We start from the raw sequence: 25988 nt of genomic DNA, 5'->3' as shown, positions 1-25988 counted from the left end.
TCCATCACAGTCTGCCTTCCCAGATACACTGGGAAAACAAGATTGCGGCGGCTGGCTCACTTCATCAGCGCGACATGGAGGCGTAGCCGTCCACGAACCCGATCGTGGGGGCGTACTGCTCCAGCTTCGCGCGGACCGGGCCGGGCAGGTCGGAATCCAGCACGCTGGCCGAATCCTGCACCGTCAAGGGCGGACTCGCGACGACCTGCAATGTGAACGCACCCTGGTTGTTGTTCTCGTTGCTCTCCGAGATGACCGCGTCCACGTCCGCCACCAGGACCAGGTAGTAGGTCCCGGGCGCGATGGCCGACGAGAAGGTGATGGACGTCGACGGAACGGAGAGCGTCCCCGCGCCCGTGCCCACGCCAATCCCACCGATGTAGCTGAGCACGTTGTAGCTGGCGTTCGTCAGGAAGCCCCCAATCGTGGACGCGGAACTCACGGGGCAGGCCGTGTAGAGGTCCGCCGTGAAGCTGGTGGTCCCGCCCGGCGTGATGGTCGTGGGCGTCAGCGTCCCGGCCGTGAAGTAGAAGTCCGGGAGCTTGGTGGTGCCAATCAGCGTGTCGTCGCCCCACGGAAGCCCGAAGTCCGCTTCGACCTGGATGTAGAAGCTCTGCGGAGCGCAGGCATTCGCGGCCGCCGCCAGGCCCTGTCTGATGGATGCAGGCGGCGCAGGTAGGAGAAGATGCGCGCCACCTGAACCAGGGTCAGGTAGTTGATCTCGAGCTTGTCGTAGCGCGTGCCGATGGCGCGCTTGTCCTTTAAATGGCCGATGGCGCGCTCAATGACATTGCTTTGCCGGTAGAGGGCTGGGTCGAAGCTCGTGCGGCATCGAGCGTTGAAGCGGGTCTGGTCCGCGCGACGCGGAAGCACGGCGCGCACGTGGTGCTTCCGGGCCCAGGTGCGTACGGCCTCGAAGCGGTAGCCCTTGTCCGCCACCAGGGTGCCCGGCCGCTGGCGCGCGCGCCCGCGTGGGCCTTGGACGCGGACCGCGTCCAGGGCGTGGACGCCGCCCGTCAAGTCGCTGGCCTGTCCCGCCATCAGGGCGACGGAGAGCACGTGGCGATGCGACTCGCAGGTGAGGTGGAGCTTGGTGGAAAAGCCCCCGCGCGAGCGCCCCAAGGCGTGGTCTTCGGGCTCGTGTAGGCTCCCCTTTTGCCGCCTCCCGCAGCGGCGCGGGAGGCACGCACGACGGTTGAGTCGACGAAGAGGACGCTCAAGTCCAACTCGTCCTGGGTCCGCATCTGCGCCTGGAGCGTGTGCATCATCCGCAGCCAGGTGCTGTCCTTGCGCCAGCGCACGACGCGGTCATAGACGATCTGACAGGGGCCATAGCGCGAGGGCAGGTCGCGCCAGGGAGCGCCCGTGTGCAGGCGCCAGAGAATCCCATTGAGCACCGTGTGGTGGTCACTCCAGGCCCCACCTCGCCCCTGGTGCGGCAGCAGAGGGGCCAGGGCCCTCCACTGCCGCTCGTCCAACTCGTAGCGCATCATCTCGGCCTGCCTCTTTGCGGAGACAACAACCGGCGCTCTCACATCCATCAGACAGGGCCTGGTTGTCGGTACACCACCTGTCAGAGATGAGGGTTCGCGGTACTGGCAACCCACAGCCAGTGCCTGGCTTGCTTTTGCCATCACCTGGTTTCAGCCTGATGCACACGGCCGACTGCGTCCGGACATACGCACGGGCCTCGTCTACCTGCGCCGCCAGGGCGCTGCTCACCGCCTGCTCAAGGTTGCTGACGCTGCCGAGTGCCAGCTCCACGCCCAGCACGTCCTCCAGCAACTCTTGCCCCCGCCGCTTGGACTGGCGGACGCGCCCGGTGCAAGGGGAGATGAAGCTTGTCAGGCGCGGACCGGAGGCGCCCTCGGGCACTCCCGTCGGCAGCCGTGCGCTGCGCCATCTGTCGCACCCGGCGCACCATCCCGCGTGCAAATCGTACTGCTTCACTTCAGGCACGATGCGCGGCGACTCCACTACCTGGTGGAGTCGTGCGTGAGGCGTGCGCTCCAGTCGCAACAGAGGCCCGGTGCAGTCCGTGCAATGCTCCGGTGCGGGCACCGTCACCCCCTGCGCCACCTTGTCCGACGGCAGCAACTCGCGCTTGCCGCCCCTGTGTCCAGGCTGGCCTCCTGGCTTGCGCCCTGTCGGCTCCGACTTCCTCGGCGGCGTACCCCGGCGGGTCCAAGGACGGAGGCTTCGAGGAGTTACGCGAGGTGCTTGCGCAGATGCGCCTCCCGTTCCGCGATACGCGCATCTCTCGGGTCGGGCGTGGCGATGTTCCAGTCTTTCTAATCCGCCCCCAGCCCACGTCGAGCGCGGTGAGGCCCACCGTTCGCTGACTCACTGACCCCGCAGGCGCGCACCACCCCGTGAGCGCTTACGGCAAATGAAGGGCGCTTTGTGTGGGTGGGGTTTACCCCTGGGGAAAGCCACTATTGCATTTGTACTGATACTGTTGCGTGCTTGTGGACTCGAATGTGCAACTTTGTGATCAAGGCTGCTCCGGTTCACGGGAATTGATTCCCGAAGCGTGTCTACCAGCAGAGCCCACTCGACTGACTCAGTGCCGCTGATTGACGCGGTGCATGCATACCCCACGTGCTCTGGTCCGGGCGGCGATGCACCGAGAAAGCGACCGCGCTTCTTCTTGCTCAAGTGAACGACCTCCGCGTGGGACTGCATTTGCGGCGGTCAGGTGTGTCCGACGGTGTAACGAATGAGGGGCGGAAGGAGTATGCCCTGCTGTAATCACCGATTCTCATGATCGAGTATACTCAATAGGACATCGTGGGGGGTACGTGATGACTCAACGAACTGCCGATGCCTGGGTTGGCGCTATCAATGGACGGGCACTGCTAGTAATCCTCAGTGTAATCATTCTCTGCGGGTGCCCTGATTCAGATGACCCCGCACCAAAACCTACCGATGGTGGTTCGGGGCAGGAGATCTGTAAAGGACTCCGAGTGAGCCGCCGCGGCGAAGTCTGGGTTAGCCCGGAGATTGCTGGCGTACGAGTTCCCTTTGTGGTCGAGACCTGCGAAGGCGCACCGATGGCAGGCCTTCAGACTGGCGACCAGATCAAAATCATTAATGATGAGACGGGGCATGAGTTTGGCTCGGAGGGCGGTTCGGTGCCTCTGGTCGAGCGAAACGATAATATTCGTTCATATGTAATGCTTGTTCTCGATATGAGCTTCTCAATCACTCGAACCCCTGGTCGGCAGGCGCAGGTTGTTCAGGGCGCACGAGAGCTTGTTCGAACAATACTAACAGAGCAGCCAGATCTGCGGCTTCGTCCCAAGGTCGCCATTTATGCTTTCGGAAGCACAGCGGCGTCGAGCTTGGCCCTGGATTTCACCTCCGATCCGGAAATGATCGAGGCCACTCTTCAAACTCTCGAGAAAGATCCCGGACGCGGATCCACAAATCTTTACGGCGCCTATATCAAGTCGCTTGAATACCTTGAAATGCAGGCTCCAACTGGAGAGAGTTCGCTGACCTCGCGCTCACTTGTGTTGCTGACGGATGGTGTACATGAAACGGGCGATTCCGAACGGCTCAAGTCAGAGGCTCTGTCGAAGTTGAGAGCAATGCCTGAGGACGGGTTTGAAGCTTTTGCAATTCCGGTCAAGGAGTCGTCGGCGGAGTTTGATGTCAATGTGGTTTGTGAGCTTGCCGGGGAGCCTGATAGGTGTTTCGTTAGTGATCCGAATGCTATCGTTGCCAAATTTGCGGAAATTGCCAATCGGCTCGATGCTCGTTCGCGATCGAACTACGTAGTCGGGATTTGCAGCCCTCTGGAGGGGCCGAATCGCTCTCTGTCTATCCGCGTCATGAGTGGGGGAAAGTCCGGCACGCTGCAAGTCAAGTATGATGCCACTGGCTTCAATCTAATCGACTGCCGCCCTGAACTTGTGCTGAATCCTTGTCGAGGGAGGACGTGCGGTGTCGTCGGCGGTGTCACGTGTGGTTCATGTGATGCAAGCCAGATTTGCAGTGAAGCAACCGGTGCCTGCTGCACGCGACAGTGTTCTGGTCGCAGTTGTGGACCTGATGGTTGCGGCGGATCGTGCGGCGTATGCACGGAAGGGTCTGAATGCATGGGGAATGGTGTGTGTGCGTGTTCCGCAGGGACAATCGCCTGTGCGACAGGATGCGTTAATCCTCAGGCAGACAAGGACAACTGTCTTGCCTGTGGCAGTGTCTGCGCTGCTGCGCCCAACGCTACTCCCGCCTGTCGGAGTGGGTGTTCGATTGATTGCGTTCCTGGGTATGCAAACTGCGATGGAGTTGTGGCAAATGGGTGCGAGGTTTTTGTTGGTAATAGGGTTCCGAATGATGGGGTGTTCGAAAATTCCTATGGGTGGATAGCTTCTGTCACTGGCGTTGGTGAGTATGTTGGGGCTTTCGATGTAGGTGCGGTGCCTGTTCGTCTTGATGCCATCACGGTTCGTGCTCGAAGCAGCGTTGGAGCTGGATCGTGGTCCGGAACCGTGGTTGTCTATGATGATAATGGTTCGGGCGGGGCGCCGGGAACACCTCTGGCTGAAGTCGCGTTCTCGGGGAGAGCACTCACGTCAGATTGCTTTACTCCGACCGAAGTGGGCATTGCGTCGAACGTGGTGGTGTCAGGTCGAATCTACGTCGGTGCTGCGTTCGATCGGACGGCGCGAGATGATGTGTATTTCTGTGCGGATCAGTCGCCATCGACTCAGCTTCAGCCTGCGTACATGAGGGGGCGCACTTCGAGCACATGGGAGTATGTGCCTGGTCTTGCCTTTCATGGAGGCGCGTATCGTGCGTTGGGATTCGAACTCCGTGCTGCGTGTGGCCGCTAGCAACGCTTGGTGATGCCTCGGCAGATGCATTGATGGAGTGTGATGCATCTGCCGAGTGCGAGGAGTCAGCAGTGGACATCGTCATTGTGTTTTCGAGAAAGCGAAGGTGGCGCACGGGGGGCTTCTCGACCAGCGTGCGCTCCACGATCGAGAGGTAGTGCCAGAGTCTTTCCAGAGCCCATGCCTGCGCTCAAAGCGGGCGGTCATGCTGCAAAGGCGCGGCCTGCGTCGCCTCTTGAGTAGAATGTGAGCCTTGTTGCGGTAGAGTTTTGCGGCCGGTAGCATCTCTGGTTTTTTAGATGTGCTGTTTGTGTTGGAGTGGAGGTGGTTGCTAGTGCCTGTTCGGTCAGTGTTCGGTGTCCACGTTCATGGGTTCAAGCCGCGTCGTGGAAGATGATCCCCGCCGTGTGCCGCTGCCCGGAGCGCACGCGGCTGACACCGTGACGCAGGTTGACGCGGTACGTGCCCCGCGTGCCCTGGACCGGGCGGTGGTGCACCGCGAAGACGACCGCGTCTCCCTGGCGCAGCGGGACGACCTCCGCGCGGGACTGCATGCGGGGGCGCTGCTCCGTCAGCACGAACTCGCCGCCCGTGAAGTCCCGCCCGGGTTCGGAGAGGAGGATGGCCACCTGGAGCAGGAAGACGTGTTCCCCATACAGGTCCTGGTGCAGGCAGTTGTAGTCGTCCACGCCGTAGCGCAGGAGCAGGGGCGTGGGCCGCACCTGCCCGGCTTCATGGCAGCGCGCGAGGAAGTCCGCGTGCGCGTCCGGATACCGCACGTCGATTCCCATCGCCGTGTTCCAGCGGTTCGCGATGGGCACCAGGTGCGGATACAGCGCCGTGCGCAGCCTCGTCACGAGCTCCGGCAGCGGATGGTCGAAGTATTTGTATTCACCCCGGCCAAACCCATGCCGCGCCATCACCACGCGGCTGCGAAAGGCGTCGTCCAGGTCGTAGATCAGCGCCAATGCCTCGCATTCATCAGGCGTCAGCAACTGCTCCAGCACCGCGCACCCCCGGGCATCCAGCTCCCGGCCCGTTGCTTCCCAATCCCTCACCGCTGCGCCTCGCGCTCCAGCAGCGCGCGCTTGCGCTCCACGCCCCACCGGTAGCCAGACAACGCGCCGTCATTGCGCACCACCCGGTGACACGGAATCACCACCGCCAGCGCGTTCGCGCCGCACGCCTGCGCCACGGCCCGCACGGACTTCGGTGCGCCAATCCGCTCCGCGATGTCCGTGTAGCTCGCTGTCTTCCCCGCCGGGATCTCCCTCAACGCCTGCCACACGCGCTGCTGGAACGCCGTGCCCCTCACGTCCAGCGGCAGGTCCAGCCCCACGCGCGGCGCCTCCACGAAGCCCACGACCTTCGCCACCAGTTGCTCAAAAGCAGCATCCCCGCCCACCAGCGTCGCCTGCGGGAAGCGGTCCTGGAGGTCCTTCGCCAGCGCGTCCGGATCATCCCCCATCAGGATGGCGCACACGCCCCGGTCGCTCGCGGCCACCAGGATGGGTCCCAGCGAGCACTCCGCGATGGCGAAGCGGATCTCCGTGTTCGCGCCCCCGGCGCGGAAGTTCGTCGGCGTCATGCCCAGGACCTGGCTGGAGGTTTCGTAGAAGCGGCCACTCGAGTTGAACCCGGCGTCGTAGATGGCCTCCGTCACGGAGCCGCGCTTCGTCAGGCCCGTGCGGATCCGCTCCGCTCGCTGCGCCGCCGCGTAGCCCTTCGGCGTCAGCCCCGTCACGGCCTTGAACACCCGGTGCAGGTGATACGGCGACAGCCCCGCTCGCTCCGCCAGCGCGTCCAGGCTCGGCAGCTCCTCGGAGGCCTGGATGAAGCGGCACAGCTCGGCCACCCGGTCCGCGTGCTTCACGGCGAGCGAGGGCTCCCCCGGCTTGCACCGCTTGCATGCCCGGAACCCCGCCTGCTCCGCCGCCGCCACCGTCGCGTGGAACCCCACGTTCTCCGGTCGCGGCGTCCTCGCGCCACAGGACGGACGGCAGTACACCCCCGTCGTCCTCACGGAATAGAAGAAGCGCCCGTCCGCCGCCGCGTCCCGGGCGACGACCGCCGCCCAGCGCGGGTCGCCCACCGTCGCCGCCGCGAGCGCCTCCGTCTTCGTCGCCATGCTCCGCCTCCCTTCGTTGACTCCGAGGCGAAACCTAACCCCCGGTCCCCAGGCCAGCACTCCGCGCCTTGCGGTCGAATTCGGGCCGCCCTGGAACAGGGCGTCATGGCGTGACGCGCCCCCATCGCGCCGGGAGTGAACCCCTCGCAATGCGTGGCGGCACGTCCGCGTACGACGTGACAGGATGCCGCACCCATTCCTCCTTCCCATGAGCAAGCCATGTCCCACCTGCGTCTGATGTGGAAACGCTCCCGTCTGCTCTGGCCCGCGCTGGCCGCGTGCGCCTCGGCCTCCGCCTGGGCCGCCCCCGCGTCCATCGCCGTCCCCAACGGGGGCTTTGAGAACGCCGCCGCCACCGGCCTTCCCCAGGGCTGGACGGCATCCGGCCAGGGCAAGGTGTCCGCCCGCACCGACGCGAAGTCGGAGGGCAGCCGCAGCCTCGCCATCGAGAGCCCCCAGGGCGGCGCGGAGACCACCGTCGTCTCCGAGCCCGTGAAGCTCCAGGTGGGCCGCCTCTACCGGCTCTCCGCCTGGGTGCGCACCCAGGGCGTGCAGGCGGATGCGCAGGCCCGCTACCCCACGGCGCTGGGCGCGTGTCTGTCCATGCAGAGCTTCCCCTTCACCAACTGCTCTCCGCCCCAGGGCGCGGACCAGAGCGGCCGGGTGCAGGTGCTGTTCTTCGCCACCACGTCCACGGACCGCGTGCGCGCGCACCTGGGCCACAACGGCAAGGCCACCGGCACCGCGTGGTTCGACGACGTGAAGCTGGAGGAGGTGAGCGACGTCACCCAGTACATCCCCATGGAGAGCGTGCGGTGGGCCGGCAAGGGCTTCCGCTACGACGACGGCGGCTGGGTGTACGTGCACATCGAGGGCGAGCCCTACGAGCGCGGCCGGCAGTACGGCGAGCTCGTGTCGCAGGAGATCGTCCGCTACATCGAGAAGCTGGGCATCCAGAAGGACAAGGCGGACGCCGCGAAGGGCTGGGCGCAGGTGCGCCTGCTCGCGGACTCGCTGTTCCTTCGCCGCTTCGACGCCGAGTTCCTGGAGGAGATGAAGGGCATCGCCGACGGCGCCAACGTGGGCGGCGCGAAGTTCAAGGGCCCGGATGGCAAGGAGCGCGACCTGGACGTGCTCGACGTCGTCGCCCTCAACTCCGCCGTGGACCTGGGCCAACTGGATGATGCCAACCGCGTCACCGCGTCCCCGCTCTCCGGCCGCACCTTCCTCAAGGGCGAGGACGAGAACGGCCGCGCGGGGGAGGGCGACCACTGCTCGTCCTTCGTGGCCACGAAGTCCGCGACGAAGGACGGCCGCGTCGTCATGGGCCAGATCTTCATGTGGAACGGCTACACCGGGGTCCACTGGGACGTGGTGCTGGACGTGCAGCCCACCAAGGGCCACCGCTTCGTGATGCAGACCTTCCCGGGCGGCATCCACAGCGGCTCCGACTGGATGCTCAACGACGCGGGCATCGTCATCGGTGAGACGACCGTGGGCCAGACGCCCTTCAACATCGACGGCACCCCGCAGAGCAACCGCATCCGCAAGGCCGTGCAGTACGCGAACTCCATCGACGACGTGGAGCGCATCCTCAAGGACCGCAACAACGGCCTCTACACCAACGACTGGACGCTCGCGGACACCAAGACGGACGAGGGCGCGTGCCTCCTCCTGGGCACCGCGAAGACGCGCCTGTGGCGCACCGGCAGCAAGGGCAAGGCCTCGGACACGCCCGGAAACCTCAAGGACTTCATCTGGGCCAACAACAACAACCGCGACCCGGAGGTCCGCAAGGAGTCCGTCCCCAACGCGAGCAACGCCCCGGTGGACCTGGCCTTCAACACCTGGAACCGCGACATCGCCTTCCAGGAGTTCTACGCGAAGTACGGCAAGGGCGGCTTCGACGTGGACAGCGCCACGCGCATGATGGCGTCCAGCCCCATCAACCGTCCGCACGCGTGTGACGGGAAGATCACCACCTCGGAGATGACCGAGAAGCTGATGTTCCTGGCCCACTACGGCAAGACGACGCTGCGCGAGAAGATGGTCGGCAGCCGCTGGATTCCCGACCTGCCCGGCGCCACGCCGCACCTGTCCCTGGGCTACACCGCCTTCAGCCCCATCTACGTGGCGGACCAGCTCAAGGCCGCGAAGGCGAAGCAGAAGCCGGAGCCCAAGGCGGACAAGCCCAAGCGCGACTTCGCTCGCGTGAAGGACGCGCTGTCCTTCGACGAGAAGAAGCTCTGGGCCAACACGGTGTTCCCCGCGACGGACGCGGACAACTGGTTCGGCAGCGGGTCCGCCGCGTACTGGACCCTGCTCAAGGACCTGCCGGAAGGGGATGACCTGTCCAAGGCCTTCGACGCCCAGCGCGACGCGCTCTCGGAGCTCAACGCCCGCTACCTCTACGTCACCGCCCGCGAGGGCGACGTGGTGCCCACCGCCGCGCGCACGGACTACGGCCGCTACGGCGCGTACGCGGTGCCTCGCATCAAGGGCACGTACCTGCTGCACCAACTGCGGCTGACGCTGGGCAACGCGAAGTTCGCCAGGGTGATGGGCGCGGTGCACTCGAAGTTCGCGAACAAGAAGCTCACCACCCAGGACTTCATCCGCACCGCGTCGGAGGCCGCGGGCCAGGACGTGGGGCCGTGGGTGAAGCAGTGGGTGGAGCGCGGGGGCCTGCCCGCGCCGCGCCTCACCTCCCGCGCCCAGAAGGCGAAGGAGGGCTACGAGGTGACGCTGAAGGTGGACCAGTCCGGCACGCCCTGGCGCTTCGCCACGCTGGTGGAGGTGCAGACGGAGAAGGGCAGCGTGCTGGAGCGCGTGGAGGTGAAGGGCTCCGGCGACACCTTCACCGTGAAGGTCCCGGACCGGCCGGTGCGCGTGGTGTTCAACGTGGGCAACGACATCCCCGTGGCCCGCGAGCGCTACCAGACCCTGGCCAACACGCTGGATGACTGGGACAAGCTCCTCTTCGTGTACGGCTCCGCGCGCCAGGTGGAGTCCATGCGCACGCTGGCCACGAACTACCGCGAGCAGTTGGCGGACGCGTCCCCGGAGCGCCTGGCCCCGCTCAAGCCAGACGCGGAGGTGACGGACGCGGAGCTGGCGGACCGCGACCTGGTCGTCTTCGGCGGCCTGGAGGACAACGGGCTCATGGCGCGCCTGGCGGCGGAGAAGAAGCTGCCGGTGGAGCTGGGCCGGCGCTTCTTCCGCTGGCAGGGCAAGACGTACGGCCGCGCGGATGACGGCCTGGCCCTGGCGCTGCCCAACCCCTGGAACCCGAAGCGGACGCTGTACCTCTTCGTCGCCAACAGCGGCCTGGAGCTGTGGCACATGACGCGCTCCTTCCAGCGCGGCCTCCAGAGCTGGGCCCTGTTCCGCGCGGGCGAGGTCAGCGGCAAGGGCTTCCACGCCACCGAGGGCTTCACCCAGGAGCTGTCCGTGGACCTGCCCGCCCCCAAGCTGGGCATGCTCACCCCCTGAGCCACCGTCGCTGAACATCCCGCAGCACCGAGCAAGGGCCGGCGGAGCGCACTCCCGCCGGCCCTTCTTGCGTTCGGCCGCTCCCTCCCTCTGAGGACCCGGTCGATTTGACTCCGGCCTGGAGAGGGTTAAATCTCTCTTCAGGAAATGAATCCAGATTCAAAATCTGAGGCCCCCGTCAAACGGCTGCGCTCTCGTCTGAAGGAAGCCACCGCGGACGCCATCCTGTCGGCGGCCGCGGCGGTGTTCGCTCGCGACGGCCTGCACGCGGCGAAGATGGAGTCCATCGCCGAGCAGGCGGGCGTGTCGGTGGGGACGCTCTACAACCACTTCACCGACCGCGCGGCCCTGCTGGACGCGCTGCGCGCCAGGCGCCGCCAGGTGATGCTGGACCGGCTGGACGCGGCCCTGGCGCCCGTGGCGGAGCGGCCCGCGCGCGAACAACTGCGCGCCTTCGTGACGGCGCTGTTCGCCCACGTGGCGGAGCGCGACGCGTTCGTGCGCGTCCTGGTGCAGCTCCCGGAGGACCCGGCGCGCAAGAGCCGCATCCTGGCGGAGCTCACCCGGCGTCTGACGGTCATCCTCGACCGGGGCATCCAGGCCGGGGAGCTGCGCGCGGAAGGGCGCGCGTTCTATCCGAATCTCCTGATGGGAATGGTGCGCGGCGCGCTGGACCGCCTGCGCGAGGACGACGCCGCGAACCCTCCGGTAGCCGCCTGGGCGGAGGAGATCCTCCGCGTCTTCTTGAAGGGCATCGAGGTCGACTGACATGGCGACAGCCGCCGCGACACCGGAGGTCCTGGCTCAGGCCACGCCCAAGGCCCCCGTCAACAAGTGGCTCGTCACCCTGTCGGTGACGTTCGGCACGCTGATGGGCGCCATCGACTCGTCCATCGTGAACGTGGCGCTGCCGCAGATCCGCGGCGCGGTGGGCGCCACGGTGCAGGAGATCACCTGGGCCACCACCGGCTTCGTCATCGCCACGGTGATGGTGATGCCGCTCACGGGCTTCCTGGGCCGCATGTTCGGCCAGAAGCGCGTGTACCTGGCGTGCCTGGTGCTCTTCGTCGCGGGCTCGTTCCTGTGCGGGCTCGCGTGGAACCTGCCCACGCTGGTGCTCTTCCGCTTCCTTCAGGGGTTGGGCGCGGGCGCGCTGCAACCCACCGAGCAGGCCATCCTCCGGCAGACGTTCCCGCCGAAGGAGCAGGGCACCGCGATGGCCATCTTCGGCATGGCCGTGATGGTGGGCCCGGCCATTGGCCCCACGCTGGGCGGCTACATCGTGGACAACTGGCACTGGTCCTGGATCTTCTTCATCAACGTGCCGGTGGGCATCCTGGGCTTCTTCATGGTGGCCCGCTTCGTCCAGGAGGACGAGCAGTTGCGCGCCACCGCGCGCCTGGAGGCCGAGAAGCAGCGCAAGCACATGGACTGGTCCGGCATCACGCTGCTCTGCATGGGCCTGGCCACGCTCCAGTACTTCCTGGAGGAGGGACAGGCGGATGACTGGTTCGAGTCCCCCGTCATCGTCCTCTGCGCGCTCATCTCCGCCACGTGCCTCATCGCCTTCGTCATCCGCGAGCTGACCGCGGAGGCGCCCGCGGTGAACCTGCGGCTGTTCAAGGACCCGGTGTTCGCGTCCGGCACGCTGTTGGGCGCGCTGGTGTTCGCGGTGCTCATGGCCAGCATGTTCCTGCTGCCGGTGTTCATGCAGGAGCTGCTGGGCTTCACCGCGACGCAGTCCGGCTTCTCGCTGATGCCGCGCACGCTGGTGATGATGTTGATGATGCCCATCGTCGGGCGGCTGTATGGGAAGGTGCCGGCGCGCATCCTGGTGGGCGCGGGCATCGTGTTCGCGGGCTTCGGCGCGTACGAGATGAGCCACTTCTCGCTCGCGACGGGCTCCAGCAACATCATCGCGGCCATCGCGTTGCAGGGCGTGGGCTTCAGCCTGATGTTCGTGCCGCTCAGCGCCACGGCGCTCGGGAGCATCCCGCGCGAGCGGTTGGCGGACGCGACGGGCCTCAACTCGCTCTTGCGGCAGATTGGCGGGTCCGTGGGCCTGGCCATCTTCACCACGCTCCTGTCGCGCTACACCGTGCTGTCCAAGGCCTCCATCGCCGCGCACCTGAACCCGGAGCGGTGGGAGGTGGCCAGCCGCATGGCCGCCACCCAGAAGGGGCTCATGCAGCACGGCCTGGACGCCGCGAGCGCCAGCATGGCCAGCCTCCAGATGATGGTGGGCAACGTGTCACGGCAGGCCATGGTGCTCGCGTTCGACAAGCTCTTCGTGCTGGCGGCGCTGATGTTCGTGGTGGTGCTGCCGCTCATCTACTTCCTCAAGGACCCCCCGAGTGTCGGGGGCTCCCACGAGAAACCGCACATCGACGTGGAGATTTGAGACATGGCAACGACAACCACAGCACCCCAGCTCGTCCCCGAAGCGGCGCCCGCGCCCGCCGCCGGAGCGCAGGCGAAGCGCGGCAAGCGGGGCTTCCTCATCCTCGGCGGTGTCGTGGCGGCCCTCCTGCTGGGCATCGGCGGCTTCAAGGTCGTCACGGCCGGACAGGAGACCACCGACGACGCGCAGGTGGAGGCGGACGTGGTGCCCCTGTCCGCGCGCGTGTCCGGTCCCGTGGTGAAGGTGGCCGTGCTGGACAACGCCACCGTGCACCAGGGCGACGTGCTCCTCCAGATAGACCCGCGCCCGTACGAAGCGCGCGTGAAGCAGGCGGAGGCGGAGCTGGAGTCCGCGCGCGCCCAGGCCGCGGCGGCGGACGCGCAGGCCACGGTGGCGGCGGCCGGCGCGAAGGGCGGCCTGTCCAGCGCGAAGGCGCTCGTGTCCACGAGCACGTCCGCGGTGAGCGGCGCCCAGGCGCAGGTGGCGGCGGCCCGCGCGGCGCTGACCCGCGCGGAGGCCCAGGCCCGCAAGGCCACGCTGGACCTGGAGCGGACCCGGAGCCTGCGTCAGCAGAACGTGGTGGCGCAGAGCGCGCTGGATGACGCGCAGACGGCCCACGAGACGGCGCAGGCCGCGCTCGATGGCGCCCGCGCGCAGCTCGCCCTGGCGGAGGAGGGCCGGCGCACCGCGGAGAGCAAGGTGGCGGAGGCCCGGGGCCAGCTCGACGTGAGCGCGCCCATCGACGAGAAGATCGCCGCCGCCCAGGCCAACGCGTCGCTGGCGCACGCGCGGGTGAAGGGCGCGGAGGCCGCGCTGGACCAGGCGAAGCTCCAGTTGGAGGACACGCGCATCATCGCTCCGGCGGACGGCCAGGTGTCCAAGCTGTCCGTGCACGCGGGCCAGTTGCTCACCCCCGGCCAGGCCGTGGCGGAGCTGGTGCCCACGACGACGTACGTGGTGGCGAACTTCAAGGAGACGCAGGTGGGCCACATGCAGCCCGGCCAGCGCGTGGAGGTGGAGCTGGACGCCTTCTCCGGTGAGAAGCTGGAGGGCAGGGTGGAGAGCCTGTCCGGAGGCACCGGCGCCCGCTTCTCCCTGCTGCCGCCGGACAACGCGTCCGGCAACTTCGTGAAGGTGGTGCAGCGCGTGCCGGTGCGCATCTCCTGGGTGCACCCGCCGCAAGGCCTGGCCCTGCGCGCCGGCCTCTCCGCCGACGTGACGGTGCACACGAAGTAGGCCGCGAGCCCGAAGCCCCACACCCCAGCGCCGCGCCCCTCAAGGGTCGCGGCGCTTTTCTTCGCACGGGGGCGCCGTGCTTACGCTGTCGCGCGGGGGCCACGCTTCGACCTGCGCCCGGCGTCTGTACTGCTCGCGGGAGCTGCGCCGGGCCGTCAGAGCTCGACGGCCATCTCCACGTCCGCGCGCGAATAGCCCGTGTCGCGCGACACCTCCGGACCCTCGCGCGTGGTGACGAACCCATGCTTGCGGTACAGCCCCAGTGCGGGCCCCAACGCGCTGTTGGTGACGAGGTACATCCGCTTCGCGCCGCGCTCCCGGGCCGTGGCCAGCGCGGCCCGCATCAGCGCGTCACCCAGGTCGCGGCCCCTCGCCTCCGGGGCCACCGCCATCTTGCACAGCTCGAACGTGTCCGCGTCCTCGCGCCTCAGCGCGCACGTGCCCAGCACCTGTCCGTCCACCAGGGCGAAGAACACCTCGCCCCCCGGCGCCACGAACATGCCGTGCGGATCCGCGAACGAGGCCTCGTCCGAGCCCTCGACGCGGAAGTCCTTCTCGATCCATTGCCGGTTGAGCCGCGCGAAGTGCTCGCGCAGCTCCGGCCGGTAGGGGACGACCTCGACGGAGGCAGGGGCCATGGCGCTCACGCGGCGGCGGCGGTCGCGGCGGGCTTCTTGCGCAGGAAGAGCACGAAGATGACCGCCACGATGCTGATGCCCACCAGCGTGATCAGCCCGTCCGCCGCGATGGTGGCGCGCGTGCCGATGCCCCGGAACTCCGACGCGTGCCCGTCCAGCGCCGTCGTGTAGCTGATGGCGAAGTTGGAGGCCGCGACGAAGAGCGAGTACTTCGTCGTCACCGCCGCGCCGTCGCTCACCATCTCCAGCACCATGCCGGCGAACGCCGCGAAGCCCGCGCCGTTCGCGAAGCTGTACGCGAGCGAGCCCCAGATGTACGTGTCCGTCGTCATGGGCCCCGCCGCCATGGCGAACGCGGCCATCGCCGTGGCCCCGCCCATCAGCGCGTACGCGACCTTGCGGTTCATCCGGTCGGACAGCCAGCCGCCCATCAGCGAGCCCACCGCGCCGGTGACGGCCATGCCCGGGCCGTTCACCATCTCCACCGTGTGCTCCGGCACCTGGTACGCGCCCGCCATCGCGCTGAAGAGGTTGGTGAGCGCGCCGCAGCTCACCGGCGCCAGGCAGAGCACCAGCATGATGAGCCCGTCGCGGCTGAAGGCCGTCTTCACCAGGTCCATCACGATGCTCTTCACCCGGTCCACCGCCGCCTTGAGCAGCGGCCCGGTGGGCACGGTGGATGGGTCATGCCGCTCGGTGATCCAGAAGATGCCCGCGCCGCTCGCCAGCACCAGCGTGGCCAGCACGATGCCCGCCACCTGCCGGGAGAACTGGGTCGCCAGGAAGATGGCCAGCGCGCCCATCATCGCGGTGGAGCCCACGTTGCCCGCCATCTGCCAGCCGCCCGTGCGCCCCTTGTCGGACGGCTTGGACGTCGTGGCCATCAGCCCGTTGAGCGCCGCGTGCGCCGTCGTCGCCGCCGCCTGCAACGCGGTGAGCAGCAGCGTGAAGACGCCCAGGTGTTGCGCGGGCTCCGGGAACACCGCGCACGCCAGCAGCAGCAGCGCGGTGAGCAGCGTGCTCACGCCGTACCAGACGCGCCGCCACGGCCCCAGGTCGATGAGCGGCACCCACAACAGCTTCCACGCATGCGGCGAGAACGCCGTGCCGGACAGCACGCCAATCTCCGCCAGCGGCATCCCGTCCTTCGCCAGCCAGTACGGCACCGCCGTCTGGAGGTAGCCCACCGCGGCGCCGAACTGCACCTCCAGCAGTCCGAACAGCGGGGGCCAGGCCCAGCGCGGCTCCTCGGCGGAGGCGGTGGCCGGAAGGGCAGTCTCTTGTTCAATCAAGGGCGACACCTACAGGGCAGGACAGGGGAGGGTGGGATTCTAGACACCTCCGGCGTCCTGCACAGCGCAACGCGCTGCGCCGTCTCCTCGGAAGCACGGGGTGGGAGAGTCCCCTTCAACGGGGAGTCCTGGTTCATGTCGGAAGGCGGGACTAGCTTGCCCGCGCTTTCCCCCACAACCCCGAGGTCCCCCGATGACGTTGAAGACCCGACTGCTGGTCGTCTCCACGGCTGGCCTGTTCGCCGCCGCTCCCGCCGTGGCCAAGCCGCTGGATGGCGCCAGCACCGACGTGATGATCCAGGGCTTCCACTGGAACTCCGCCAGCGCGGGCGGGTGGTGGAACACGGTGAAGAACAACGCGGCCACGCTGAAGGCGGCGGGCTTCACGATGATCTGGCTGCCGCCGCCCTCCGACGCGGCGTCCACGCAGGGCTACCTGCCCCGGCAGCTCAACGTGCTCAACTCCAGCTACGGCACGGAGGCGGAGCTCACCCAGGCGCTGGCCGCGCTCAACGCGCAGGGCGTCAAGCCCATCGCGGACATCGTGGTGAACCACCGCGTGGGCACCACCAACTGGGCGGACTTCACCAACCCCACCTGGAGCGGCTGCAGCGCGGTGGCCGCGGGGGACGAGTGGGCCAGCGCCTGCGGCAACGCGGACAGCGGCGAGGGCTACGCCGCGGCGCGCGACCTGGACCACTCGCAGACGAACGTGCGCGCGGACCTGAAGACGTGGATGGGCACCCGCCTGAAGGGCGTGGGCTTCGCGGGCTGGCGGTTCGACTTCGTGAAGGGCTTCGCGGGCGGCTACGTGAAGGAGTACGTCACCGCCACGGACCCGTGGTTCTGCGTGGGTGAGTTCTGGCCCACGAACTACTTCGACGCGAACAACCCCAACAACTGGAAGCAGCAGATCACCAACTGGGTGGACGCGACCACGGGCACCTGCGCCGCGTTCGACTTCGCCACCAAGGGCCTGCTCAACGACGCGCTCACCAACAACAACTACTCGCGCCTGAAGGCGTCCGACGGGAAGCCCGCGGGCGGCATCGGCTGGTGGGCCAGCCGCCACGTCACCTTCGTGGACAACCACGACACCGGCCCCAGCGAGACGTGCGGCAACGGGCAGAACCACTGGCCGGTGCCGTGCGCCAAGGTGATGACGGGCTACGCCTACGTGCTCACCCACCCGGGCATCCCCACCGTCTACTGGGCGCACTACTTCAACTGGGGCCTGGGCAGCTCCATCAAGACGCTGATGGACATCCGCAAGAGCGCGGGCCTCACCTCTGAATCCACCGTCAGCATCCAGCGCGCGGAGGCCGGCCTGTACGCGGCCATCATCGGTGGCAAGGTGGCGGTGAAGCTGGGCACCGGCTCCTGGAGCCCCGGCACCGGCTGGACGCAGGCCGCCTCCGGAACGGACTACACCGTGTGGACCACCGGCACCACGCCGCCCCCCACCGGCACCACCGCCAACGTGGAGTTCGTGTGCAACAACGGCACGACCGTGATGGGCCAGAACGTCTACGTCACCGGCAGCGTCGCGGAGCTCGACAACTGGAGCCCCACCACCTCCAAGATCCTCAGCCCCACCGCGTACCCCACCTGGCGCGGCACCTACGCGCTGCCCGCGAACACCACCGTGCAGTGGAAGTGCCTCAAGCGCGACGGCAGCGGCAACGTCGTCTGGCAGGGCGGCAGCAACAACACCGTCAGCACCCCGGCCGCCGGCGGCAGCATCACCGCCACCGCCAGCTTCTAAGAGGCCGGGACAGGCGCCCCTGTCGCATGTCTTACCGGGGGCGCCTGTGTTTCATCTGTTGCTTGAGTTCCATGCTTCAAGCTGTCACAGGGGCCGCTTCACTCTCCGGGCGGGCCCCTCCCGCCCTCCTTGAACGAAGGCGGAAGCGATGAAGCGTGGAACGGCAGTGGTGTGGTGCATGGCCGCGGTGGGCCTGATGGGCGCCTGCGGCGGTCCGCCGGAGCAGGCTCCGGCGAACGGCGACACGGTGGCGGTGGCGGCGCAGCCGCTGGTGTCGCCTCCGGCCTCGCTGTCCGGCGGCTTCATGAACTACCTGGGCACGCTGACGGTGGGCGGCGCGGTGTCGTCGAACACCGGCTCGACGGCGGCCTACGAGGGCTTCAAGCTCACCGTCGCGGCGCACACGCAGGTGGCGCTGGAGGTGACGCACCTGGGCACCGGCATGGGCGTGGACACGGGCCTCTTCGTGTACGGCCCCAAGGACGCGAACGGCAGCTACGGCACGCGCATCCTCTTCCAGGACGACGACTCCGGCTACGGCGAGCTGAGCAAGATTCCCCTCGCGACCCTCGACAAGGCGGGCGAGTACCTGGTGGTGGCGGGCTGGAGCAACGGCCTGGGCAAGAACTACCGCCTCCAGGCCTCCTGCGTGGGCGGCGCGTGCGTGGCGAACCCCAGCCCGGCGCCGGCCAGCGCCCCGGTGACGCTGGCGGCGTTCCCCCTGGAGCCCAACCTCCAGGCGCTGCTCAATGGGGGCAACGCGTACCGCGAGGACATGTTCTCCTTCCTCGACCGGTATGACTTCGCGTGGCCGTACTCGACGCCCGCGACGCTGGACGCGGCGGCGGCGGCGGTGCTCGCGCGCAGCGAGTACTCGGGCTACCGCAACGACCCGTCCCCGGGCACGTACACCTACGCGGCGTTCCAGTCCCGGATGTACCTGCAGTTCCAGGGGCTGCACCCGGCCATCCCGGACACCTACGGCGAGGACGCCGCGAACGCGCAGGTGAAGAGCTACTTCCGCGAGTTCAGCACCGGCCCCAACGGCGACAACTGGCGCACGCTCAACATCATCCTCCTGCCCGTCTCCCGCCACGTGCTCGTGTACGAGCAGACCGCGCACGAAATCTGACGCGCGCGCCGTCCCCCGGAAACACCACCGCCCTCCTCTTCGCGGACCGGAAGGGGAGGGCGGTGCGTTCTTCAGCGATGACGCTCAGCTCACGGCGCGTGGGCCGGGGCCGGCTCGTGGGACGGGGGCGCGTCCTCCTCACCGCTGGAGCGCTTCGCGTCCCCGCGCACCTTCTGCATGAGGATGTAGAGGCCCGGGATGAAGATGAGGTTGACGATGGTGGACACCAGCATGCCGCCGAACACGGCCGTGCCCAGCGAGTTGCGCGCCGCCGCGCCCGCGCCGGACGCCGTCATCAGCGGCACCACGCCCAGGAGGAACGCGATGGACGTCATGAGGATGGGGCGCAAGCGCACCTCCGCCGCCGTCACCACCGCGTCCAGCGCGCTCCGGCCCTGCTCGCGCAACTGCTCCGCGAACTCCACGATGAGGATGGCGTTCTTGGACGCGAGGCCCACGAGCATCACCAGCCCCACCTGGCAGAACACGTCGTTCGCGAAGCCGCGCGCCACCTGCAACCCCAGCGCGCCCATGATGGCCAGCGGCACGGACAGGATGATGACGAACGGGAGGCTGAAGGACTCGTACTGCGCCGCCAGCACCAGGAACACGAAGAGGATGCCCAGGGCGAAGATGAGCAGCGTCTGGCCGCCGGACTCCTTCTGCTCCAGGCTGATGCCCGTCCACTCGGACGACATGCCCTGGGGCAGCGCCGCCCGGGCCACCTGCTCCATGGCCTCCAGCGCCTGACCGGACGACACGCCGGGCGCGCCCTGGCCGTTGATCTCCACGGAGCGGAACAGGTTGTAGTGCTTGATGACCTGCGCGGAGACGATGGGCGTCACCTTCACCAGCGACTCCAGCGGGATCATGTCCCCGCCTTCCGTGCGCGCGTAGAAGGAGCCGATGTCCTGGGGGCTGTCGCGGAACTGCTGCTCGGCCTGGACGTACACGCGGTAGGTGCGGCTGGCGTAGTTGAAGTCGTTGACGTACTGGCTGCCCATGTAGAGCTGCATCACGCCGAAGATCTGCTCAATGGGCACGCCCAGCGCCTTGGCCTTCTGGCGGTCCACCTCCACGTCCAGGATGGGCGTGTTGGCGTTGAAGGGGGTGAAGACGCCGCGCAGGCGGCCCTCCTCGTTGCCCTTCTGCACCATCTCCTGCGTGGCGTTGGCCAGGTCCTCCAGCGAGTGGTTGCCGGCGACGTCCTCCACGATGAACTGGAAGCCGCCCACGCTGCCCACGCCGCGGATGGCCGGCGGCTGGAAGGGGATGACGCGCGCGCTGCCAATCTTGCCCAGCGGCCCGCGCAGCCGCTCCACCAGCGCGGCCACGGACTGGTCCTTGCCCGTGCGCTCCTCCCACGGCTTGAGGGCCGTGAAGACGGTGGCGTAGTTGGAGCCGTTGCCGTTGGGGGAGAAGCCGCCAATGGCGAACATCACGTTCACCTCCGGCTGGGCCTTGAGCACCCCCTCCACCTCCTGGAGCACCTTCTCCGTCTGGCTGAGGGACATGCCCTCCGGCCCCTGCACGGAGATGATGACGTAGCCCTGGTCCTCGTCCGGGATGAAGCCCGTGGGCGCCGAGCGGAACAGCAGCACCGTGGCGCCGATGCAGGCGAGGAACGCCACCAGCACGATGAGCGGGTGCACCAGCAGCTTGCGCAGCCCCCGGCCGTACAGGTCGCGGGTCCAGTCCAGCACCTGGTCCACCTTGCGGAAGAACACCCACTTGGGGCCGTGGTGGTGCTTGAGCAGCCGCGCGGACAGGGCGGGCGTGAGCGTCAGCGCGCAGAAGGTGGACAGGGCCACCGACGCGGCGATGGTGAGCGCGAACTGGCGGTAGATGGAGCCCGTGGTGCCCGGGAAGAGGGCCACCGGGATGAACACCGCCACCAGCACCACGGAGATGGCCACCACCGCGCCGGCCACCTCCTTCATGCCCTCGCGCGCCGCCTGGAACGCGTTGAGCCCGCGCTCCGCCATCAGGCGCTCGATGTTCTCGATCACCACGATGGCGTCGTCCACCACCAGGCCCGTGGCCAGCGTGAGGCCGAAGAGCGTCAGCGTGTTGATGGAGAAGCCCATCAGGTAGACGAACGCGAACGTGCCGACGAGCGACACCGGCAGGGTGAGCGCCGTGATCAAGACGCTGCGCCACCCGTGCAGGAACAGGAAGATGACCAGGATGACGAGCGCGATGGCTTCGATGAGGGTGTGGATGACCTCGTTGACGGAGGCGCGCACCGCGAGCGTGGTGTCCGTGCCGGTGCGGTACTCCAGGCCCGGCGGGAAGGACTGCGCCAGGCGGTCCAGCTCCTTGATGACGCCGTCGCGCACGTCCAGCGCGTTGGCGGTGGGCAACTGGAAGATGGCCAGGCCCACGCCGGTGCGGCCGTTGAAGCGCAGCAGGGTGCCGTAGTTCTCCGCGCCCAGCTCCACGCGGCCCACGTCCTTCACCGTGACGGCCTTGCCGTCCGTGTTGCGCAGGAGGACGATGTCGCCGAACTCCTCCGGCTCCACCAGGCGGCCCCGGGCGCGCACGGCGATCTGATACGGCTGCGAGTCGCTGGACGGAGGCTGGCCCACCTGGCCCGCGGCCACCTGGAGGTTCTGCTCCTGGAGCGCGCGCACCACGTCCTGCGGCGTCATGCTCCGGCGCGCCAGCTCCGTGGGGTCCAACCACAGGCGCATGGAGAACTTGCGCTCACCGAAGATGCGCACCTCGCCCACGCCGCGCACGCGCTTGATGGCGTCCTTGAGGTTCACGTCCGCGTAGTTGGAGAGGAACTTCGCGTCGTAGCGGTTGTCCGGGGAGGACAGGCCCACCGTCAGCAGCATCTGGCTGGAGGCCTTGTTCACCACGATGCCCGTCTGGTTCACCTGCGCGGGCAGGCGGGCCGCGGCGCGGCTGACGCGGTTCTGCACGTCCACCGCCGCCACCTCGATGTTGCGCGTGGGGGCGAAGGTGACGGTGATGGTGCTGGTGCCGTCGTTGCTGCTGGTGGAGGTGATGTAGCGCATGTCCTCCACGCCGTTGAGTTCCTGCTCCAACGGGATGGTGACGGCGGACTCCACCACCTCGGCGCTGGCGCCGACGTAGGTGCTGGTGACGGTGACCTGCGGCGGCGCCAGGTCCGGGTACTGCGCGATGGGCAGCGTCGGGATGGCGATGACGCCCACCAGCGTCAGGATGATGGAGCAGACGATGGCGAAGACAGGCCTGCGGATGAAGAAGTCGACGAACACGGTGTGGCGCCTCTCTGGATTTCGCCTGCTAGCGGCTGCCGCCGGTGGTGCCGCCGCCACCGGACGCGGAGCGGGGCAGCCGGGCGTTGGTGGGCGTCTCGTCGGCCCGCACGGTGCCCGTGGGCTGGGGGGCGGCGTCCGTGTCGAGGGTGACCTGCTTGGGGATGACGGGCATGCCGTCACGCAGCATGTGCAGCGACGACACCGCGACCAGGTCGCCCTGCTTCAGGCCGCCCTCCACCACGTAGGACATGTCGCCCAACTGCCCCAGCGCCACCGGGCGGCGCTCCACCAGCGTCTTGCCGTCCTTCTTCTCCACCACCATGGCGAAGGGCTGGCCGCTCTGGCGCACCACCGCGAGCGCCGGAATCTGGAGCGCGTCCCGCGTGGAGTACACCAGCCGCGCCCGCAGCAGCTCACTGGGGCGCAGGCCCACCGTGTTGCGGAAGGCGGCCTTCACCTCCACCAACTGCGTGCGGGGGTCCGTCTGCGGCGCCACGTAGAAGACGGTGCTGGAGAGGATGACCTTGCCCTGCCGGTCCAACAGCTCCAACTGGGTGTCCGGCTTGAGCGACCGCGCGCGGAACGCCGGCACGGACACGCTGACCTCCAGCGCGTCCGCCTGGGCCACGGACGTGAGCACCGTGGTGGCGCTCACGTAGTCACCCACGCGCACCACCACGTCGCCCATGGTGCCCGCGAACGGCGCGCGCACCACGTGGAACTGCAACTGCACCTGTCGCTGGGCCACGGTCGCGCCCGCCGCGCGCGACGCCGCCTCCGCCGCCTTCACCGCCGCCTGGGCGCGCTCCAGCTCCTGCACGCTGGCCAGGCCCTCGCGGTTGAGGGACTCCGTGCGCGCCAGGGTGCGCTTCGCCAGCTCCAGCTCCACCGCGGAGGAGCTCTGCTGCGCCTGGGCGCTGTCCAGCGCCGCGGTCTCCTGGCGCGCGTCCACTTCAATCAACGGCGTGCCGGCCTCCACCTTCTGGCCCGGCTTCACCAAAATCTTCCGGACGTAGCCGTTCACCTGCGGCAGCACCGACACGCTCTGCCGCGACAGCAGCGAGCCCAGGTACTCCCCGGTGTCCCGCACCTCGTGCGGCGCCAGCGCCACCACCTGCACCTCGCGCGGCGGCGGGGGGGCCTTCGCCTCCGGCTTGCCCGAGCACCCGGCCACGCCAGCCACCAGCGCCGCGCCCCACACCGTCTTCGTCATCAGCGCCTTCAGGGGGCGTACCCTCGTCACCAGTCGCACCGGGCCTCCGTCAGGAACGCGTCCAGGCGGGCCTGGACGAGCTCGAATTCCCTCAAAACCAACGCGAGCTGGGCCTGGCGGAGGGCAGCTCCGCTCTGCACCAGCTCCAAGCTGCTACCTCGCCCCACCTCGAAGGCCCGGCGCGTGAGCCGGTCCGTCCGGTCCGCCAGCTCCAGGGACTCGGCGGCGGTCTTCAACAAGGCTTCGGCGACTTCCACTCCACGCCGCGCGCGGGAAACCTCCACGCCCACGTTGCGGCGGGTGGCCTCGGCGGATTGGGCGGCCTGTTCTTCAATGCCGGCGCGCTCGCGCACGAGGCCCCCGCGCTGGCCACCCTCCCAGAGGGGGACGGACAGCACCGCGGACACGTTCCAGGTGGCGAAGCGGCCAAAGCCGGGGTCGGTGGTGAAGCCCACCAGCGTGCTGCTCAGTCCCAGGGTGGGCAGGTAGCCGGCGGAGGCCTGGCGCCGGCTCTCCCGGGCCGCGTCCACGTTGGCCCGCTGGGCCACCAGGTCCGGGCGGTTCCCCAGGTCCTGCAGGGGGGCGCACTGCTGGCGCGTCTGCTCCACCAGCCCGGCCAGGTTGAACTCCGGGTTGACGCCCACGCCGTGGTCCTCGCCCAGGGACAGGCCCAGCGACTCCCGCGTGCGGCGGAGCTGCTCGTCCCCGGCCACCAGCGCCTGACGGGCCACCGCCACGTCCTGGCTCACGCGCACCACGTCCAACTGCGTGCCGGCGCCCAGCTCGAAGGAGCGCTGGGTGAGGGCGTAGCGCTCCAGCGCCTGACGCAGGCCCACGCGGTTGATCTCGGCGGCGCGCTCGGCGGCCACCGTGGCCACCAGCACCTGCGCCAGCCCCTGGGTGAGGCGGCGCTGCACGTCCTGGAGGTTGGCCACGGACGCGGACTCGGACGCCTTCGCGGACGACAGGCCCCGCCACGCGCCCACATCGATGATGGACTGGGTGAGGGTCGCGGACACCGTGCCCAGGGGCGCGCTGGGGGCCGCCGCGCCGGTGCCGGTGTTGGAGCCGCCCACGAAGCCGCCGCCCGCGGCGGAGGGCACGTCCGGGTGCAGCACGTCCACGCCCACGCCCGCGGTGGCCCGCGCGTTGGGCAAAAGCAGGCCCAGGGACTGGCGCCACCGGCCCTGCGCGCGCGTCACGCCGGCCTCCGCGTTGCGCAGGTCCGTGGAGCGCTGGCGCACCCGGGTGAGGGCGTCATCCCACGTCCTCACCTGCTCCGGCGCGGGCGGGACGGGCGCGAGCATGGGGTCCTCCACCTTCGGCTGGAAGGGGACGGGGACCGGTGCGGACGCGCCGGTTTCAGACGGGGGCTGCTGCGGGGCCGGGGACGCGGACGGCGCCTGCTGCGCGGCCGCGAGGAGGAGGACGAGGAGGGCGCTAGGGGTGGCCATACTCTGGAGCGGCGGGTCTTTCCGGCAGGAGCGAGTGGTGCTACCCACCCCGGGTTCCCTGCGCGCGGTCAAGATGTAATTGACAACCGTTGTTGAATGCAATCATCTCTTACGCCCATGACCATCGCCGAGCAAGTGGCATCGACGCGACGCGCAGTGGTCCGTCTGCTCACCCAGAAAGTGGGTGAGCAGACGGATCGGCCGCTGATGCAACTGCTCGTGCTGAAGAACATCGGGATCCACGGCATCCACAGCCAGGCGCAGATCGCTGAGCGGCTGCTCATCGACGCGCCCGCCGTGAGCCGGCTGGTGGACCGGTTGGAGGAGGATGGGCTGGTGGAGCGCCGCGCGGGGGAGAACCGCCGCTGCGTGCGCCTGGAGATCACCGACGCGGGGCGCCGGGAGATACAAGCCCTGGAGCTCGCCGCGCAGTGGGTGGATGCCCAGGCGCGGGCGTTCCTGGCGCCGCCGGAGGTCGAAATCCTGTCCTGCCTCCTGGACAAGCTCCAGACGGGGCTGTGCCAGCTCCTGGGCAACGAGCCCGCGCAGCCGCCGCGCAAGGACGAAGCGCCCTGCGCGCCGCCCCCCACCAACGACAACGGGTGACGACGGGAGGTGGAGGTCCGGGCGCGATGCCCGTCCCGCCGCCGCCCCGCCGCCACCCGTGCGCCACGTCCGGGGGGGAAGAGAGGTGGTCCGTCGCGACTACCGGTGGCGCGGGATGTTGCGGGCCACGTGCAGGGCCCACGCCTCCGCCGAGTCCAGCTCCGCCCGCGCCTCGGCGTAGCGGTCCTTCGCCTCTTCACTGAAGTCGTTGGCGAAGATGGCGTCGTGCAGCTCCTTCTGGGCGCGGGTCAGCCGCAGGCTCGTCTGAAGCCACAGCCGGGCCGCCATGCGCGGCGTAATCACCACCTGGGTGGGATCCCACACCTCCAGGGCGGCGTAGTCAGCGGAAGACAGCTCTTCGTAGTGGGGGGCCTGCTCGGTTCGTGCGTTCATGCCCGGATGTTCGCCACGGATTTGGGGCAGGGCATCCCGGCCGCCTGGGCAGGACGACGGCCACTGGTGAGCAGTCGAGGACAGTTCCTTCATCCCCCGGGGTACTCGCCTTCCGTGATTTGCGGGGAAAGTTAGTACAGTGAGGC

The 25988-nt window shown here is 68.5% G+C and carries 19 protein-coding genes; 8 read left to right on the top strand and 11 right to left on the bottom strand.

All coding sequences use genetic code 11. The features are described from left to right. Positions 1-64: 64 nt before the first annotated feature. The 3 genes from K8556_RS26210 to K8556_RS26200 all read right to left on the bottom strand — a co-directional run bounded on the left by K8556_RS26210 (position 65) and on the right by K8556_RS26200 (position 1493). Positions 65-442: a CARDB domain-containing protein gene (locus tag K8556_RS26210; RefSeq protein WP_223742828.1), complete on the bottom strand. Its 378-nt coding sequence runs from the start codon at positions 440-442 to the stop codon at positions 65-67. A gap of 113 nt (positions 443-555) precedes the next feature. Further along, positions 556-1122: an IS5 family transposase gene (locus K8556_RS26205; RefSeq protein WP_223742827.1), complete on the bottom strand. Its 567-nt coding sequence runs from the start codon at positions 1120-1122 to the stop codon at positions 556-558. Further along, entirely contained in the window at positions 1041-1493 is a 453-nt protein-coding gene (locus tag K8556_RS26200; RefSeq protein ID WP_223742826.1) for a transposase, read from the bottom strand. Before K8556_RS26200 ends, K8556_RS26205 begins: the two co-directional genes overlap by 82 nt. Before the next feature lie 1473 nt (positions 1494-2966). Here K8556_RS26200 and K8556_RS26195 point away from each other — a divergent pair. Beyond that, positions 2967-4841, top strand: a complete 1875-nt coding sequence (locus tag K8556_RS26195; RefSeq protein WP_223742825.1) for a vWA domain-containing protein — start codon at positions 2967-2969, stop codon at positions 4839-4841. A 374-nt stretch (positions 4842-5215) separates the two neighbouring features. Here K8556_RS26195 and K8556_RS26190 read toward each other — a convergent pair whose 3' ends face one another. Together K8556_RS26190 and ada are read right to left on the bottom strand one after the other, a co-directional pair. Further along, complete coding sequence (locus K8556_RS26190) at positions 5216-5899, bottom strand: 2OG-Fe(II) oxygenase (RefSeq protein WP_223742824.1); 684 nt, start codon at positions 5897-5899, stop codon at positions 5216-5218. Then, positions 5896-6969 (bottom strand): bifunctional DNA-binding transcriptional regulator/O6-methylguanine-DNA methyltransferase Ada, encoded by a 1074-nt coding sequence (gene ada / locus K8556_RS26185; protein ID WP_223742823.1) that lies wholly within the window; start codon positions 6967-6969, stop codon positions 5896-5898. The genes K8556_RS26190 and ada overlap by 4 nt, the downstream gene beginning before the upstream one ends. 219 nt (positions 6970-7188) lie before the next feature. On the opposite strand from ada, the gene K8556_RS26180 reads away from it, so the two are divergent. The 4 genes from K8556_RS26180 (at position 7189) to K8556_RS26165 (ending at position 14098) form a co-directional block, all read left to right on the top strand. Further along, a complete protein-coding gene (locus K8556_RS26180) occupies positions 7189-10461 on the top strand; it encodes a C45 family autoproteolytic acyltransferase/hydolase (RefSeq protein WP_223742822.1) in 3273 nt (1090 codons plus the stop codon). A gap of 147 nt (positions 10462-10608) precedes the next feature. After that, positions 10609-11229: a TetR/AcrR family transcriptional regulator gene (locus tag K8556_RS26175; protein WP_223742821.1), complete on the top strand. Its 621-nt coding sequence runs from the start codon at positions 10609-10611 to the stop codon at positions 11227-11229. Position 11230: 1 nt separating this feature from the next. Further along, complete coding sequence (locus K8556_RS26170; protein WP_223742820.1) at positions 11231-12862, top strand: DHA2 family efflux MFS transporter permease subunit; 1632 nt, start codon at positions 11231-11233, stop codon at positions 12860-12862. Positions 12863-12865: 3 nt separating this feature from the next. Continuing rightward, the gene (locus K8556_RS26165; RefSeq protein WP_223742819.1) at positions 12866-14098 is read left to right on the top strand and encodes an HlyD family secretion protein; all 1233 of its coding nucleotides are present in this window, start codon (positions 12866-12868) and stop codon (positions 14096-14098) included. A gap of 155 nt (positions 14099-14253) precedes the next feature. Here K8556_RS26165 and K8556_RS26160 read toward each other — a convergent pair whose 3' ends face one another. Both K8556_RS26160 and K8556_RS26155 read right to left on the bottom strand, forming a co-directional pair. After that, entirely contained in the window at positions 14254-14736 is a 483-nt protein-coding gene (locus K8556_RS26160) for a GNAT family N-acetyltransferase (protein ID WP_223742818.1), read from the bottom strand. A 5-nt stretch (positions 14737-14741) separates the two neighbouring features. Beyond that, positions 14742-16037 (bottom strand): MFS transporter, encoded by a 1296-nt coding sequence (locus tag K8556_RS26155; protein WP_223742817.1) that lies wholly within the window; start codon positions 16035-16037, stop codon positions 14742-14744. A gap of 184 nt (positions 16038-16221) precedes the next feature. On the opposite strand from K8556_RS26155, the gene K8556_RS26150 reads away from it, so the two are divergent. Next, on the top strand, positions 16222-17793 hold the full coding sequence (locus tag K8556_RS26150) for a glucan 1,4-alpha-maltotetraohydrolase domain-containing protein (RefSeq protein ID WP_223742816.1): 1572 nt from the start codon (positions 16222-16224) through the stop codon (positions 17791-17793). A 148-nt stretch (positions 17794-17941) separates the two neighbouring features. Further along, positions 17942-18925, top strand: coding sequence for a hypothetical protein (locus K8556_RS26145; protein WP_223742815.1), 984 nt, complete (start codon positions 17942-17944; stop codon positions 18923-18925). A gap of 89 nt (positions 18926-19014) precedes the next feature. Here the strand turns inward: K8556_RS26145 and K8556_RS26140 are convergent, their stop codons facing one another. From K8556_RS26140 to K8556_RS26130, 3 genes are read right to left on the bottom strand one after another with little or no spacing between them, the layout of a single operon-like run. After that, positions 19015-22173 carry a multidrug efflux RND transporter permease subunit gene (locus tag K8556_RS26140; RefSeq protein ID WP_223742814.1) on the bottom strand — a complete coding sequence of 1053 codons (3159 nt, stop codon included), beginning with the start codon at positions 22171-22173 and terminating at the stop codon, positions 19015-19017. Between the two features lie 28 nt (positions 22174-22201). Further along, positions 22202-23389, bottom strand: a complete 1188-nt coding sequence (locus K8556_RS26135) for an efflux RND transporter periplasmic adaptor subunit (protein WP_223742813.1) — start codon at positions 23387-23389, stop codon at positions 22202-22204. Between the two features lie 26 nt (positions 23390-23415). Beyond that, a complete protein-coding gene (locus K8556_RS26130) occupies positions 23416-24843 on the bottom strand; it encodes a TolC family protein (protein ID WP_223742812.1) in 1428 nt (475 codons plus the stop codon). A 207-nt stretch (positions 24844-25050) separates the two neighbouring features. Here K8556_RS26130 and K8556_RS26125 point away from each other — a divergent pair, with 207 nt between their 5' ends. Further along, on the top strand, positions 25051-25449 hold the full coding sequence (locus K8556_RS26125; protein ID WP_223764069.1) for a MarR family winged helix-turn-helix transcriptional regulator: 399 nt from the start codon (positions 25051-25053) through the stop codon (positions 25447-25449). A gap of 99 nt (positions 25450-25548) precedes the next feature. Here the strand turns inward: K8556_RS26125 and K8556_RS26120 are convergent, their stop codons facing one another. Next, the gene (locus K8556_RS26120; protein WP_223742810.1) at positions 25549-25842 is read right to left on the bottom strand and encodes a FruA-associating protein, FapA; all 294 of its coding nucleotides are present in this window, start codon (positions 25840-25842) and stop codon (positions 25549-25551) included. Positions 25843-25988 lie beyond the last annotated feature (146 nt).

Origin of the sequence: Corallococcus sp. AS-1-12 (genome assembly GCF_020036995.1) — a bacterium.
Lineage (GTDB): Bacteria > Myxococcota > Myxococcia > Myxococcales > Myxococcaceae > Corallococcus.
The sequence above is the reverse complement of the archived record's forward strand: the minus strand, read 5'-3'. Positions and strand labels throughout refer to the sequence as shown.